This window comes from Parvularcula bermudensis HTCC2503 (assembly GCF_000152825.2).
Lineage (GTDB): Bacteria > Pseudomonadota > Alphaproteobacteria > Caulobacterales > Parvularculaceae > Parvularcula > Parvularcula bermudensis.
In genome coordinates, this window is sequence record NC_014414.1 from 2,563,073 (window position 1) to 2,577,500 (window position 14,428).

The following is a 14,428-nucleotide window of genomic DNA, read 5'->3' on the forward strand; positions in this document are numbered from 1 at the left end:
CCCCTCCACCGCTCGCTTGCCGAGCCCATCCTGATGGCGGGCGCGCCGCGCTCGGCCGCCATTGCCATCGGGACGATTGCAGCAGCTTTGGCCCTCGGCCTCCGGCTCTGGATACCGGGCCTCGTCGTCTGGGTGGCGGGGCACTCGCTCGCTGTCCTCATGGCCCGGTCCGACCCGGACTTCCTGGCCGTCGCAATCCGGTCGGCCCGCCATAAGGAACACCTTTCATGCTGAACCTCTCTGAATACGCGACCCGGCAGGCCAGTCTTGCCGATTTCCTCCCCTGGGCGTGCCTGGTCGCGCCGGGCGTCGTCCTCAACAAGGACGGCGCCTTCCAGACCAGCTTCCGCTATAGGGGCCCCGACCTTGAAAGCTCGACGGAAGCCGAACTCGTTGCGGTCACCGCTCGGGTCAATAATGTGCTCCGCCGGTTCGGGTCCGGCTGGGCGCTCTTCTTCGAAGCGGTGCGGGCGGAAGCGGTCTCGCTGGAAGAGAGTGAGTTTGCATGCGCTGCCGCCTGGCTGATCGAGCAGGAACGCCGCGCAGCCGCCGAGGAGACCGGCGCCCGCTTCGAGAGCGCCTATTACCTCACACTACTCTGGCTGCCGCCCGCCGATGCGACGGGGCAGGCCGAAAAGGCCCTGATCGAGCGGCCCGAAAAGCGTGACGGCGAGGACTGGCGCCAGCGGCTGGAGCACTTCCAGACACGCGCGGCGCAGACACTCGATTTGCTGTCGACTGCATTGGACGAGATCCATCCGCTCTCGGATGAAGAGACCCTCACCTACCTTCATGCTTGCATCTCGTCGAAGCGGCATGCCGTGTCGGTTCCGGAACTGCCGGTCTTTCTCGATGCGGTGCTGGCCGATGAGAGTTTTGCGGGCGGGCTCGAGCCGCGGATTGGCGAGGCGCATCTAGCGACGCTGACCCTGCTTGGCTTTCCGGCCTCGACCCTGCCCGGCATGCTGGATGAGCTGAACCGGCTTGGCTTCTCCTATCGCTGGACGACGCGCTATATCGCGATGGACAAGGCCGAGGCCGAAAAGCTCCTCGCCAAGAAGCGCCGGCACTGGTTCGCCAAGCGCAAATCCGTTGGAGCCGTCCTTCGAGAGACGCTTTTCAACGAACAAGCCGCGCTTCTCGACAATGATGCCGACAACAAGGCGGCCGATGCCGATGCGGCGTTGCAGGAGCTTGGCTCTGATCTTGTCTCCTATGGCTATGTCACCACCACGCTGACCTTAATGGGGTCCTCGCGTGAGGAAGTCGAGGAGCGCACCCGCGCCGTCGAACGCGTGATCAATGGGCGCGGGTTCACGACGATCCGCGAGACGCTGAACGCCGTCGAAGCCTGGCTTGGCTCCCTGCCGGGACATGTCTATGCCAATGTCCGCCAGCCGATCCTGCATACGCTGAACCTTGCCCATCTTGTTCCGATATCTTCGGTCTGGGCGGGCGATGCCTGGAACGATCATCTGTCCGATCGCGCGCTAATCGAAGCGCAGACCGAAGGCACGACGCCGTTCCGGCTTAACATGCATGTCGGCGATGTCGGCCATACGCTGATCATTGGGCCGACAGGCTCCGGCAAATCGGTACTCCTGTCGCTGCTGGCGGCGCAATGGCAGCGCTATAGCGATGCGCAGGTGTTCCTCTTCGACAAGGGACGATCCGCGCGGGCGGTGACGCTCGCCATGGAAGGCACCTGGCTGCCGCTGGCGGGCGATGAGCGTCCGGCATTGCAACCGCTTCGGGATATCGACACCGACCGCGGCGCAAGCTTTGCCGCAGACTGGCTGCTCGGGCTGATCGAAGCCGAGGGCGTGACCGTTACGCCGGACCTGAAGTCCGTCTTGTGGGACGCGGTGCGATCGCTGTCGTCAGCACCAGTCGCAGAGCGCACACTGACCGGGCTCAGCCTCATTCTGCAATCGGATAAGCTGAAAGCGGCGCTCCATCCGTACACGCTGGAAGGGGCCTATGGGCACCTACTCGACAGCGATGCGGAAGCCCTCGACCTTTCTGCGGTTGCCTGTTTCGAGATGGACGAGCTGATGCAGACGCCATCTGCGGTCGCGCCGGTCATCACCTATCTCTTCCACAGGCTGGAAGACCGGTTCTATGGCCGCCCGACCCTGCTCATTCTCGATGAAGCCTGGCTGTTCCTTGATCATCCGGTGTTCGCAGCGCGCCTCCGCGACTGGCTTAAGACGCTTCGGAAAAAGAACGTCGCCGTCGTGTTTGCGACCCAGTCGCTTGCCGACATTGAAGGGGCGTCCATTGCGCCCGCCCTGATCGAATCCTGCCCGACAAGGATCTTCCTGCCGAATGAGCGTGCGCTCGAACCCACTGCCCAGGCCATCTATCGCCGGTTCGGACTGAACGATCGCCAAATCGACATTCTCGCCAAGGCAATCCCGAAGCGGGACTATTACTATACCTCGCCCCACGGCTGTCGGCTCTTCGAGCTTGGCGTTGGCGATGTCGCCCTTGCCTTTTGCGGCGCCGCTTCCCCCGCCGACCAGAAGCTCATGGATGGGCTTCTGGAAGCCGACGCGGAAACGGGCTTCGCCCGTGGCTGGCTGGAGTTGAAACAGCTCGGCTGGGCAGCCGACCTGCTGGCCGGACAACCCGATGCACCCCTCCCCCAAATCGCCGCTGAATAGGAGCCCCAACCATGAAAGCCCTTCTCTCCTCTGTCGCCCTAGCCGCCATTCCGCTATCGGGCCTTATTGCGCCGCCTGCCTCCGCGCAGTTGTTCGGCGGCGGCATTGTCTACGACCCGACCAATCATGCCGAGAACATCCTCCAGGCGGTGCGCGCCCTGCAGCAGATCGACAACCAGATCCGCCAGCTCACCCATGAAATCGACATGATCGAGAAGATGGCGCGCGACCTGGAAACGCTTCCTGTTGAGGTCGCGCGCGGCATTATTGCTGACCGCATCCGTAGAATTGAAGAGTTGATGCGCGAAGCCGACGGTATCGGCTACGGCGTCGAGGAGGTCGAACGCGAATACGAGGACCTCTATCCCGAAACCTATGGCGAGACGCCGCCTGCCAATGCTGTGCTGGTCGAGGATGCGCGGGTGCGCTGGCAGCAATCCCGCTCGGCGCACAAGCACACGCTGCTTATGGTCGCCGAGACGGTTCGCGACAATGAACGCGATGCCGAGGCGCTGACTGGTCTTGTCGAAGAGAGCCAGACCGCCGTCGGTAATCTCCAGGTCCTGCAGGCTGGCAACCAGATCGATGCCATGTCGGCACAGCAGCTGATGCAGATGGAAGCCATGATGGCCGCCCATTACCGCGCCGAGGCCCTCGACCGGGCGCGCGAGCTGGAAGAAGCCGAGCGCGGCCGCGCGCGCCTCCAAAGCTTCCTCGGGAACTAGACCGCCATGGAAGAGATGGGCGTCATCGACCGGTTCCTGGAGACCTTCATTGCCTATGTGGATTCAGGCTTCGGCCTGCTTGCGGGCGATGTCGCTTACCTGACAACCACGCTGATCGTGATCGACATCACGCTGGCCGGGCTTTTCTGGGCCCTCTCGCAGAATGCCGATGTGATATCGGGGCTCCTGAAGAAGGTGCTCTATGTCGGCTTCTTCGCCTTCATCCTTGGCAATTTCTCCATCCTGGCGAACATCCTCTTTGCGAGCTTTGCCGATCTCGGTGTGAAGGCCGGCTCCTCGACGCTGACGGCTGAGGATTTGATGCGGCCCGGCTATATCGCAGGGGTCGGGTTCGAGGCGGCGCAGCCGCTTCTGCAAGAGATCGGCGACATGCTGGGGCCGATCCGCTTCTTCCATAATTTTATTCTGATCGCGGTCATGCTGATTGCCTGGGCGATCATTCTCGTCGCCTTCTTCGTTCTGGCCGTCCAGCTCTTCGTTGCCATCCTCGAGTTCAAGCTGACGACGCTGGCGGGCTTCGTGCTCGTGCCCTTCGCGCTCTGGAACAAGACGTCATTCCTCGCCGAACGCGTGCTGGGCAATGTCGTCACATCCGGCATCAAGCTGATGGTGCTCGCTATCGTGATCGGCATTGGCTCGACGCTGTTCACGTCTATCACGGAGGCCTTTGGCGGGCCGGGCGATGTGACGCTGGCTGAAGTGATGGGCACGGTGCTCGCCGCAATCGTCTTCCTCTGGATGGGTGTCTTTGCGCCCGGTATCGCCTCCGGCCTTGTGACCGGCGCCCCGCAACTCGGCGCGGGGTCCGTAGTCGGCACGACGGCTGCCGTTGGCGCAGGCGCTGTGCTGGCGACGACGGGAACTGTCGCGGCAGGCCGCGCAGCGATGGGCGGCGTGTCCGGCGCCGTAAAGGCCGGGGCATCCATGTCGGGCGGTGCCCGCACTTCTTATGACCTCGGCCGCATGGCGTCCGGTCATTCTGGATGGCGCGGCGCGACAGCGGGTATGGCCGGTGTTGCGCAGGCCGGCGGCGATACGCTCCGCCGGATGGCCGGACGGCCCTTCGCCTCTGTCGGTAATGCTTATCGGCGTGGAAGCGAAGCGGCCTTTGCCGCGACCGGCGGGACCATGGCGGCGGTGCCCGGCGATGCGCCGTCTGCCGGCTCCGCCAGCCCCGCCTGGGCACGGCGCCTTCGCACTGAACAACGCCTGCAACATGCCGGCGCGATTACGGTCCATGCCCTGAAGGACGGTGATCGCGGCATGGCGGGCGACAATCCGAAACTCCGAAACGAAGAGGACTGATGAGCATGGCCTTCCGGCGCACCTCCACCCATTACGGGCAAAGCCCGCATCCCGAAACGCCCTATCAGAAGGCGGGCCAGGTCTGGGACGAACGGATCGGTTCGGCCCGCGTCCAGGCCAAGAACTGGCGGCTGATGGCGCTGGGATTGCTGGGGCTTCTAGCGGCCTCCTCTGCTGCTCTTGTCTGGCGCAGCCTGCAATCGACCGTCACCCCCTATGTGGTCGAGGTGGATGATACCGGCGCTGTGAAGGCGGTCGGGCCAGCGCTTGCGAAATATGAGCCGACAGACGCACAGATCGCGCATCATTTGGCAAACTTCATTTCCGATATCCGGAGCCTGTCGATTGATCCGGTCATCGTCCGGCAGAACTGGCTCGCCGCCTATGACTATGTCACCGACAAGGCGGCGATCACGCTCAGCGATTACGCCCGCGACAATGACCCTTTCGCCGAAATCGGCCGGCGCTCGCGCAGCGTTGATGTGGTGAGCGTGGTGCGGGTCTCGGACGAGTCCTTCCAGGCCCGCTGGCTTGAGAAGACCTATGAGAACGGCGCGCTCACTGGGGTCAAACGGTTCACGGGGCTGTTCACCCTTGTGAACTCTCCGCCGCGCGATGCCGAAACGCTCCGCGCCAATCCTCTCGGCCTCTACATCCACAGCCTCAATTGGGGCGAAGACCTTGTCACAGGAGACAACCAATGATCCGTACAATGATCCTTGTATCCGCCCTTGCCCTGACCACGGCCTGCGCGAGCGTTCCGCCGGAACCTGTCCTCGAAGATACTGCGTTTGTCGAAGCGGCGTTCGTTGATGAGGTGCCAGAGCGGCCTGTCGAGATTGTCGAGACGCCGACCGTGCTGGCGCTCCCCGGCCAGATGAAACCGGTCGACGGCACGAAGCGGACCGTGACGCGGGTTTATACGTCTCCGACAGAGACGATCCGCAAGGGCACGACCGAGGCCCGGATCGAACCTTCTGTCGATGGCTATGTGAACGCGATCCAGGTCTATCCCTATACAGAAGGCGCACTCTACCGGCTCTATGCCGCGCCGGGCCAGGTCTCGGACATTGCGCTGCAGCCGGGCGAGACGCTGGTCTCGGTGTCGGCGGGAGACACGGTCCGCTGGATTGTCGGGGATACGTCCTCCGGTTCCGGCGGCGCGGCCCGCGCGCACGTGCTCGTCAAACCGATCGCGGCAGGTCTTTCGACCAATCTGATGATCGCGACCGACCGGCGGACCTATCATCTTGAACTGGAAAGCGTAGATGGCACCTATATGGCGGCCCTCTCCTGGCGCTATCCGGCGGACGAACTCGCTGAATTGGTCTCCCGCAACAAGATTGCGTCCGTTCGCGAGGACGCGTCCATTGCGTCCGGTGTCGCCGTTGACCGGCTCGACTTCGATTATGTCATTGAAGGCGACAAGCCGGCCTGGCGGCCTGTGCGCGTCTTCGACGATGGACGGCAGGTCTTTATCCAGATGCCGGCCGGACTTGCCACCATGGATGCCCCGCCGCTCTTCATCCTTGGTGCCTCAGGTGATGCCGAACTCGTCAATTATCGCCTGCGTGGCAATTACTACATCGTCGACCATCTCTTCCGCGCCGCCGAACTGCGGATCGGCGAGAAGGATCAGACCGTGGTGCGGATCCGCAAGCGCGTGCAGCGCTCCGGTCTTGCGAGCCTGTTCGGAGCAGAGGGATGAGCGAGCCGGCCCCCTTCCCGAAACAGGCCGATGAGCTGAAACTGCGCGCGCGGCCGCGGCCGGTCACACGGATCAACCGAAAGGTTCTGATGGCGGGTGCCTGTCTTGGCGTGCTGGGCCTGTTTGCCGCCGCATCCATCGCGCTTGATCCACCCAAGGCCGTCGATCCGGCGGACCGGCAGGAGCTTTACAATACGGCGACCAAGCGCGCTCCGGATGGGCTGGCAGACCTGCCAAACTCCTACCTCAATTGGCAACCGGCTGGTGACACGCCGAAGCTCGGCGCACCCATGGCAGGCGACCTTGGCGGCACAGTCGTGGCTGAAGAGGAAGAATGGGGACTCGAACCCGATTGGAATGTGGCGCCCTCGGATGACTTCCGGCCCTCTGCCGAGGATGAAGCCATTCGTGCGCAGAGGTTGGCGGATGCAAAACTCGCCGATGCAGCTGGCAAGGCGGGCGTCTTCTTCGATGTCGGCAACCGGCAGTCGCTAACTGGGTCGGTGTCTGCACCAGGCGGCCTGCCGAACAGTCTCGGCTCGGAACTGCTGGCACTCGCGGCCCAGGGCGCAGGCGCGCCGGGCTTTGCAGGCTCGCCGGATCAGAACCTCCAGGCAGAGAAGATCGCGTTCGCCGCAGAGACGCGGGATGGCGACATCTACAACCCCCATGATGTCGAGACCCCGGTCTCGCCCTATCAGGTGATGGCGGGCACGCTGATCCCGGCCTCGCTCGTCACCGGGCTGAATTCTGACCTGCCGGGCAATGTAATCGCGCAGGTGACCCAGCCCGTCTATGACACGGTCAGTGGCACGCATCTGCTCATCCCGCAAGGCGCGCGCCTGATCGGGCGCTACCAGTCGGAAATATCGTTCGGCCAGGAGCGCGCGCTCCTGATCTGGGACCGGATCATCCTGCCGGATGGCAGTTCGCTGCAAATATCTGAACCTGCTTCGGATGCGCAGGGCTACGCCGGTGTTTCCGACCGAACCGACCATCACTGGGACCGCGTCTTTGCGGCCGCGGGGCTCGCCACGCTCCTCGGCATCGGCTCCGAGCTTGGCTCGGACGAGGGCGATGTCGAGCGCGCGATCCGGCGTGGATTCGGGGACAGTGTCTCCGAAGCCGGTCAGCGTGTCGTCGACCGCAATCTCGGCATTCAGCCAACGATCCGTATACGGCCGGGCTGGCCAGTGCGGGTGATCGTAACACGCGATCTTGTGCTGCGGCCTTATTCTGAGGGAGGCCGGTGATGAGCCTCCGCATCGGACAACTCCCGGACCGGACTCCGGTGAAGCTTACCGTGTCGGTCGATCCCGATCTTGCTTCCGCGCTCACCGACTATGCGGCGATCTATGCCGAAACCTATGGCGCGGAAGAGAAACCCGAAACCCTGGTGCCTGCCATGCTGGACATGTTCCTCAGCTCGGATGCCGGGTTCAAGCGGGCCCGCAAGGCCCTTCATGCCAGAGCCAGCAAAGGAGAATAGCAATGGCGACAATCGGCACCTTCAGCCAGAAGGATGGCAAATGGACCGGGACGATCCGGACCATGACAATCAATGTGAAAGCCCAGATGGTCCCGGTGACCGAGAAGGCCGAAGGCGGACCAGACTACCGGATCTTTGCCGGCGGAGCAGAGCTCGGCGCAGCCTGGCGCGAGGAAAGCAAGGATGGCGAGACACCATACCTGGCCGTCAAGCTCGATGATCCCGGCTTCGAGAAACCGCTGCGGGCCGCCTTCTTCGAGAAGGAAGAGGATGGCAGCGGCGTGCTCGTCTGGAACCGGCAGAAGCTGAACTAGTCAGCTTTTGCTTTTCGGACCGTGAACCGCAAATACCCCAAACTTGTGCCTCGCGGTCGCCTTCCAAAGGCGATCGCGACACAAACTGAGCCTCCCGAGGACGAATTTTCTGGGGAAATAGCCCCAACCTGGGCGATTGAGCTCGCCGAAGCGCTTGCGCGATATCATGCGAGGTTGGCATATCGGAAAGGGTCATGACCCTAAAAGCCGCCATCTACGCCCGCTATTCGTCGGACCTTCAGTCTATTCGTTCAATCGAAGACCAGATTGCTCTTTGCCGACAACACCTTGAACAGAAATCCTGGACCGAAACTGTCGTCTATTCAGACCGCGCAATCTCGGGCGGCGCGATGGTTACGCGCCCCGGCATACAGGAACTGATAAGGGGAGCTGCGAACGGTCAATTCAATGTGGTTGTCGCCGAGGCCCTCGACCGCATCTCCCGCGACCAGGCTGACACAGCAACGATCTACAAGATTCTCGCCTTTCACGGCGTGTCGATCGTCACGCTTTCCGAAGGCGAAGTCGACTCCATGCACGTCGGCTTCAAGGGCGTGATGAATGAGATGTTCCTACGCGATCTCGCGAAGAAGACGCGCCGAGGCCAGACGGGAGTTGTGAATTCAGGCAGATCGGCCGGAGGACATTGCTACGGTTACGACATCGTACCGGGTGAGCAGAATGGCATCCTGACCATCAACGAAGATGAAGCTGAGACTGTCAGACGGATCATGCGGCTGTTCGTGGAAGGAACGTCTCCGAGAAGCATCGCGGCTATGTTGAACAAGGAAGGTGTCGCAGCGCCGCGCGGTTCGGACTGGCGCGCCTCAACGATCAACGGACAAGTCCATGCCGGCAACGGCATCCTGAACAACGAACTCTATATCGGCCGACGCATATGGAACCGCAGGCACAAGGTGACGGATCCTTTCTCCGGCAAGAAGCGCATGCGGGCTAATCCCGAAAGCGAATGGGTCATCAATGAGGTGCCGGACCTTCGGATCGTTGATGATGAACTCTGGCAGGCTGTGAAGCTTCGCCAGCAAAAGCACTCCCGCAAACGTGGTGGAGCGAAGCGGCCGACACGGCTCTTGTCGGGACTCCTCGAATGCAGTGTGTGCGGCGGCCCGATGTCGATTGTCTCTCAGAACAGGTACGGGTGCTCGACAAGACGCGAGAAGGGCACCTGCTCGAATAATCGAACCATTGCAGCCAAAGAGCTCGAAGAGCGCGTACTTGCAGGGCTGAACAAAGCTCTGCTTCATCCAGACGCGCAGAAAGCGGCTGCACGCGAGTTTCATGCAGAGCTCGTTCGTCAACAAAGGGCGACTGGCAGCGAGCGGTTTCAGCTTGAGAAGGCTATCGCAGAAGCCGACAGGCGCATCGACCGGATTGTTGATGCAATTGCCGAAGGAGTTGCGACCACTGCCCTCAAGCAAAAGCTGGTCGCCCTAGAAACGGAAAAAGTTGAGAACGAGGCCAAACTTGCGGCAATGGGCAGTGAGCCCATTGTGAGCGTACATCCGAACGCGGGCGAGCTTTATGCCGAACTGATTGGCTCACTTGTGGAAGTGGTTTCGGACCCGTCTCCGGACGCCGACGAGGTCCGATCCATCTTGCGGAAGACAATCCAGCGGATTTGCCTTGAGCCGCGTAAAAATGAGAGCGGCTACAACCTTGTTATAAAAGGTGATTTGGCCGCCCTGATTTCTCAGGACGGCCAAACTACTCTTATGATGGGTGCGGGAGTAGGATTTGAACCTACGACCTTCAGGTTATGAGCCTGACGAGCTACCGGACTGCTCCATCCCGCATCACTGATCATTTGAGATCATCCGCTGCCGTTCAGCAGCGGGATGGGAGACATAAGCAAGTGCCTATGAGAATGCAAGCGCCGTGTCGACTTTTCTCGCCCTCTGCGCGGCTCCCCTCGACGCCCGTGGCGATGGCCAGCGGCCCGCCCAATCGAGGGCGGATATCAACGCCCGCCCCGTTGCCGAAAGGGTGAGAAGCAAGAGCCCGATACTATCCGCACTCGACATTTCTGTCGCCCCACTCAGTCGCGAATTGACCATCAGCCGCGCCATGCGAGGGATGAAATAATCATAGACGGGAAAAGACAATGCCGCCGAGGCGAAGGGATTGATGGCGGCGACCGCGGCCCCCACGGCAACACTGTAAAGGAAAGCCATGCGAATCAGCGACCGTCCCGTGCCCCCAGGGGCGCATTGCGTAAAAGCTGCTGCAACGCCGATCATCAGGAACGGGAATGCGGGCACAATATGGCGCGCCCCGGCACCGCCGCCGCCATCCCAATAAAAATAGCTGGCATTGAGCAGCCAATAGATGACCGCCACGCTGAGGCTGATGAGGGCGAGGGACCGAGCGCCAGGCTGGATGACAAGTCGAGCAAGACCGACCGCCCCGACCAAGAGCAATGGCGAATACCAGAGGATCCCCTTCGCAGGACCAATCGTGATGGCCGCAAGGACCCCAGCCTTGGGATAGGTGAGGCCCAAAAAGCCCTGGTCCATCCCCTCAAAGCCGACAACATTTCCGTACCCGACGGCAAAGGGCGTCCCAAACGTGGTCGCATTATAAAGGCCGAGGGGCAACAGACCCAATAGGCCCGCCCCAACGACCATCGCGCCAAGGCCGAAACGATGCCCCCATGGCTGACGATGGCTGGCGACCACGGCATATCCGCCGATGGCCAGTGCCGGCAGCGCGAAGGTGTGTTCGATTGAAAACCCGGCGGCGAAGGCGAGGCCGGCCCCTATGGCCAAGAGGTATCGTCGCCTCAGGCTCATCTCTGGCCGCAGCGCAAAATAGACCGCGGCAAATCCCAGTATGAGCAGCGCCGCAGCGGGCGCATGACCAAAGGCCGATTCCGTCCAGCCCCAGACAGGAGTCCCGAGGGCAAAGCCGATGGCGGCAAGGGCCGCCCCCCGCGGGTCACCAAAAGCATCACGACACACGGCAAAAAGCGCCAGGCTGCCCGCGAGTGTCAGGGGGATCATGACTGTAAAAACAGTCACCGCCAGCACTTGCCATAAATGGGTGAGGAAAGGCCCATTAGCCCAATCAGGCATCATCTGCGCCGCTGTGGAACCTTTGACCCACGACACCATGGCTGCTGCCGGAAGCGCCAGAATCGTGATTCCCGGTGCCTTATCGAGAATATAGTGGCCCTCATACTCCGCTTTGTCGATCGTCAGATGGGCGTAGCTGTCGATATGGGGCGATCCGGTCTCCACCAGCGCAATGGCTGTGAACAACCGAACCGATGTATTCGGATTGGCCGGATGTGCATGAAACCAGCTGAGAGCGATAACCACTACGAGAGTGAGAAGACCGACGATCCGCCGCCCCGAGCCATGATCGATTTGAGGCGACCAGCCATTCGGCGCGGCCGCGCCCTTAGGCGTGCGATCGACCGGATGTTCTGGCCGGTGTTCTGGCTGATGTTCTGGAAAATGGGCCATCCCCGACACCGCCGCTTCTAGAGTCCCGTAAAAGGACGCTATGGCGCAGGAAGGTGAAAATAGGATGGAAAGAAAGAATGGGATCTGAACGGCTTGGCAGGCCCGGCGACGACCTACTCTCCCACGCCTTGAGACGAAGTACCATCGGCGCTGCGGGATTTAACGGCTGAGTTCGAGATGGGATCAGGTGGGGGCCCCGCGCAATAATCACCGGGCCGGCCAAGCCGTTCAGATACGAGAGTTTACCGGGCGGCGGCGAGGGTGGGGGGAAATATCAGCCGGCCGCCCGGCTTTCTACAGACTTTGCCAAAAGCAAAGCCCATAAAACGAGAATGTCTAACAATCGTGGCGAGTCCCGTCATAATGACGGGCCGTTCGCCGCACATGGGTTCATAACGATCAAGCCTATCGAGCAATTAGTACCAGTCAGCTTCACGCATCACTGCGCTTCCACATCTGGCCTATCAACGTGGTGGTCTTCCACGGCTCTCAGGGAAACCTGGTATTGAGGGCGGCTTCCCGCTTAGATGCTTTCAGCGGTTATCCGTTCCGTACATAGCTACCCTGCTATGCGGCTGGCGCCACAACAGGTCCACCAGAGGTACGTCCATCCCGGTCCTCTCGTACTAAGGACAGCTCCTCTCAAGTTTCCAACTCCCACGGCAGATAGGGACCGAACTGTCTCACGACGTTCTAAACCCAGCTCACGTACCGCTTTAATTGGCGAACAGCCAAACCCTTGGGACCTGCTCCAGCCCCAGGATGCGATGAGCCGACATCGAGGTGCCAAACAACGCCGTCGATATGGACTCTTGGGCGTCATCAGCCTGTTATCCCCGGCGTACCTTTTATCCGTTGAGCGATGGCCCTTCCACACGGGACCACCGGATCACTATGGCCGTCTTTCGACTCTGCTCGACTTGTCAGTCTCGCAGTCAGGCTGGCTTATGCCATTGCACTCAACGAGCGATTTCCGACCGCTCTGAGCCAACCTTCGCGCGCCTCCGTTACAATTTAGGAGGCGACCGCCCCAGTCAAACTACCCACCATGCACGGTCCCGGACCCGGATAACGGGCCGCGGTTAGACATCAATGACAACAAGGGCGGTATTTCACCAACGGCTCCATCCGAGCTGGCGCCCGGATTTCAAAGCCTCCCGCCTATCCTACACATGGTGTCACTAATGCCAGTGCAAAGCTGTAGTAAAGGTGCACGGGGTCTTTCCGTCTGACCGCGGGTACTCCGCATCTTCACGGAGAATTCAGTTTCGCTGAGTCTGCGTTGGAGACAGTGGGGAAGTCGTTACGCCATTCGTGCAGGTCGGAACTTACCCGACAAGGAATTTCGCTACCTTAGGACCGTTATAGTTACGGCCGCCGTTTACCGGGGCTTCAATTCGGTGCTTGCACACCTCCTCTTAACCTTCCGGCACCGGGCAGGCGTCAGACCCTATACGTCGTCTTGCGACTTCGCAGAGCCCTATGTTTTTAGTAAACAGTCGCCACCCCCTGGTCTGTGCCCCTCATCTTCATGATGAGGCTCCCTTCTCGCGAACTTACGGGAGTAATTTGCCGAGTTCCTTCAACGCAGTTCTCTCAAGCGCCTTGGTATGCTCTACCAGTCCACCTGTGTCGGTTTAGGGTACGGTCTAATGTGGAGGCTATTTCCAGGGACCCTTACCAACGCCGCCCAATCCAATAAGGACGACGAGCTCTCAGATCCGTCACACATCCACTGGCCACTGAATATTAACAGTGTTCCCATCGACTACGGCTTTCGCCCTCGCCTTAGGGGCCGGCTAACCCTGCGCAGATTAGCTTTACGCAGGAACCCTTGGACTTTCGGCGGGAGTGATTCTCACACTCCTGTCGCTACTCGTGTCAGCATTCTCACTTCCGTTCTCTCCACCGGATCCCTCACGGGCCGGCTTCACTGAAAGATCACCCCTATGCTGAACAATATTCTCGACGGCTCCGGCTGGTTAAGACGGAATACTGTCGAGAATAGGGGTGGTCTCGTTCCCGGAACGCTCCGCTACCGCGTAAACGCCCGGAGCTTCGGTGCATGGCTTGAGCCCCGTTACATTTTCGGCGCGGGAACCCTTAATTAGACCAGTGAGCTGTTACGCTTTCTTTAAAGGATGGCTGCTTCTAAGCCAACCTCCTGGTTGTTTTGGGATTCCTACATCCTTTCCCACTTAGCCATGACTTGGGGACCTTAGCTGCCGGTCAGGGTTGTTTCCCTCTCCACGACGGACGTTAGCATTCGCCGTGTGTCTGCCACCCAGTACTCCTCGGTATTCGGAGTTTGGTTAGGATCAGTAAGGCGGTAAGCCCCCATAGCCCATCCAGTGCTCTACCCCCGAGGGTATTCAGATGACGCTCTACCTAAATAGATTTCGCGGAGAACCAGCTATCTCCCGGTTTGATTGGCCTTTCACCCCTAGACACAAGTCATCCCGACCTTTTTCAACAGGTGTGGGTTCGGCCCTTCAGTGCGTGTTACCGCACCTTCAGCCTGCTCATATCTAGATCACCGGGTTTCGGGTCTAATCCCTCGAACAAACGCCCTATTAAGACTCGCTTTCGCTGTGCCTACACCTATCGGCTTAAGCTGCTCGAGAGACTAAGTCGCTGACCCATTATACAAAAGGTACGCCGTCACACCAAAAGGTGCTCCGACTGCTTGTAGGCATCCGGTTTCAGGTACTGTTT

The 14,428-nt window shown here is 60.8% G+C and carries 11 protein-coding genes, 1 tRNA gene and 2 rRNA genes (1 of these 14 only partly in view); 10 read left to right on the plus strand and 4 right to left on the minus strand.

Going from position 1 to position 14,428, the window contains the following annotated elements; genetic code table 11:
* Window positions 1-33 precede the first annotated feature (33 nt).
* From PB2503_RS12005 to PB2503_RS15210, 10 genes are all read left to right on the plus strand, one after another.
* The gene (locus PB2503_RS12005) at window positions 34-234 is read left to right on the plus strand and encodes a VirB3 family type IV secretion system protein (RefSeq protein WP_238525850.1); all 201 of its coding nucleotides are present in this window, start codon (window positions 34-36) and stop codon (window positions 232-234) included.
* Complete coding sequence (trbE, locus tag PB2503_RS12010) at window positions 228-2,666, plus strand: conjugal transfer protein TrbE (protein WP_013301531.1); 2,439 nt, start codon at window positions 228-230, stop codon at window positions 2,664-2,666. The genes PB2503_RS12005 and trbE overlap by 7 nt, the downstream gene beginning before the upstream one ends.
* Window positions 2,667-2,677: 11 nt before the next feature.
* On the plus strand, window positions 2,678-3,391 hold the full coding sequence (gene trbJ, locus PB2503_RS12015; RefSeq protein ID WP_013301532.1) for a P-type conjugative transfer protein TrbJ: 714 nt from the start codon (window positions 2,678-2,680) through the stop codon (window positions 3,389-3,391).
* Between the two features lie 6 nt (window positions 3,392-3,397).
* Window positions 3,398-4,717, plus strand: a complete 1,320-nt coding sequence (gene trbL / locus PB2503_RS12020; protein ID WP_013301533.1) for a P-type conjugative transfer protein TrbL — start codon at window positions 3,398-3,400, stop codon at window positions 4,715-4,717.
* Between the two features lie 5 nt (window positions 4,718-4,722).
* Complete coding sequence (gene trbF, locus PB2503_RS12025) at window positions 4,723-5,421, plus strand: conjugal transfer protein TrbF (protein WP_041535681.1); 699 nt, start codon at window positions 4,723-4,725, stop codon at window positions 5,419-5,421.
* The gene (gene trbG / locus PB2503_RS12030; RefSeq protein WP_013301535.1) at window positions 5,418-6,425 is read left to right on the plus strand and encodes a P-type conjugative transfer protein TrbG; all 1,008 of its coding nucleotides are present in this window, start codon (window positions 5,418-5,420) and stop codon (window positions 6,423-6,425) included. The genes trbF and trbG overlap by 4 nt, the downstream gene beginning before the upstream one ends.
* Complete coding sequence (locus PB2503_RS12035) at window positions 6,422-7,678, plus strand: TraB/TrbI/VirB10 family type IV secretion system protein (protein ID WP_013301536.1); 1,257 nt, start codon at window positions 6,422-6,424, stop codon at window positions 7,676-7,678. The genes trbG and PB2503_RS12035 overlap by 4 nt, the downstream gene beginning before the upstream one ends.
* The gene (locus tag PB2503_RS12040) at window positions 7,678-7,914 is read left to right on the plus strand and encodes a DUF2274 domain-containing protein (protein WP_013301537.1); all 237 of its coding nucleotides are present in this window, start codon (window positions 7,678-7,680) and stop codon (window positions 7,912-7,914) included. Before PB2503_RS12035 ends, PB2503_RS12040 begins: the two co-directional genes overlap by 1 nt.
* Before the next feature lie 2 nt (window positions 7,915-7,916).
* Window positions 7,917-8,228: a DUF736 domain-containing protein gene (locus PB2503_RS12045; protein WP_013301538.1), complete on the plus strand. Its 312-nt coding sequence runs from the start codon at window positions 7,917-7,919 to the stop codon at window positions 8,226-8,228.
* Between the two features lie 194 nt (window positions 8,229-8,422).
* Window positions 8,423-10,009, plus strand: a complete 1,587-nt coding sequence (locus PB2503_RS15210) for a recombinase family protein (protein WP_420798263.1) — start codon at window positions 8,423-8,425, stop codon at window positions 10,007-10,009.
* Here PB2503_RS15210 and PB2503_RS12065 read toward each other — a convergent pair.
* The 4 genes from PB2503_RS12065 to PB2503_RS12080 form a co-directional block, all read right to left on the minus strand.
* Window positions 9,966-10,042, minus strand: a tRNA-Met gene (locus tag PB2503_RS12065). The genes PB2503_RS15210 and PB2503_RS12065 overlap by 44 nt on opposite strands.
* A gap of 63 nt (window positions 10,043-10,105) precedes the next feature.
* Window positions 10,106-11,713, minus strand: a complete 1,608-nt coding sequence (locus tag PB2503_RS12070; protein ID WP_013301539.1) for a hypothetical protein — start codon at window positions 11,711-11,713, stop codon at window positions 10,106-10,108.
* 100 nt (window positions 11,714-11,813) lie between these two features.
* Window positions 11,814-11,928, minus strand: a 5S ribosomal RNA gene (rrf, locus tag PB2503_RS12075).
* Window positions 11,929-12,108: 180 nt separating this feature from the next.
* A 23S ribosomal RNA gene (locus PB2503_RS12080) occupies window positions 12,109-14,428 on the minus strand; it runs 550 nt beyond the window's last position.

Bases quoted from the DNA above. Each gene is read 5' to 3' on its own strand.
- PB2503_RS12070 (WP_013301539.1), bottom strand. From the start codon at position 11,713: ATGGCCCATTTTCCAGAACATCAGCCAGAACACCGGCCAGAACATCCG.
- trbG (WP_013301535.1), top strand. From the start codon at position 5,418: ATGATCCGTACAATGATCCTTGTATCCGCCCTTGCCCTGACCACGGCC.
- trbF (WP_041535681.1), top strand. From the start codon at position 4,723: ATGGCCTTCCGGCGCACCTCCACCCATTACGGGCAAAGCCCGCATCCC.
- trbL (WP_013301533.1), top strand. From the start codon at position 3,398: ATGGAAGAGATGGGCGTCATCGACCGGTTCCTGGAGACCTTCATTGCC.
- PB2503_RS15210 (WP_420798263.1), top strand. From the start codon at position 8,423: ATGACCCTAAAAGCCGCCATCTACGCCCGCTATTCGTCGGACCTTCAG.
- PB2503_RS12045 (WP_013301538.1), top strand. From the start codon at position 7,917: ATGGCGACAATCGGCACCTTCAGCCAGAAGGATGGCAAATGGACCGGG.
- trbJ (WP_013301532.1), top strand. From the start codon at position 2,678: ATGAAAGCCCTTCTCTCCTCTGTCGCCCTAGCCGCCATTCCGCTATCG.
- trbE (WP_013301531.1), top strand. From the start codon at position 228: ATGCTGAACCTCTCTGAATACGCGACCCGGCAGGCCAGTCTTGCCGAT.
- PB2503_RS12040 (WP_013301537.1), top strand. From the start codon at position 7,678: ATGAGCCTCCGCATCGGACAACTCCCGGACCGGACTCCGGTGAAGCTT.
- PB2503_RS12035 (WP_013301536.1), top strand. From the start codon at position 6,422: ATGAGCGAGCCGGCCCCCTTCCCGAAACAGGCCGATGAGCTGAAACTG.
- PB2503_RS12005 (WP_238525850.1), top strand. From the start codon at position 34: ATGGCGGGCGCGCCGCGCTCGGCCGCCATTGCCATCGGGACGATTGCA.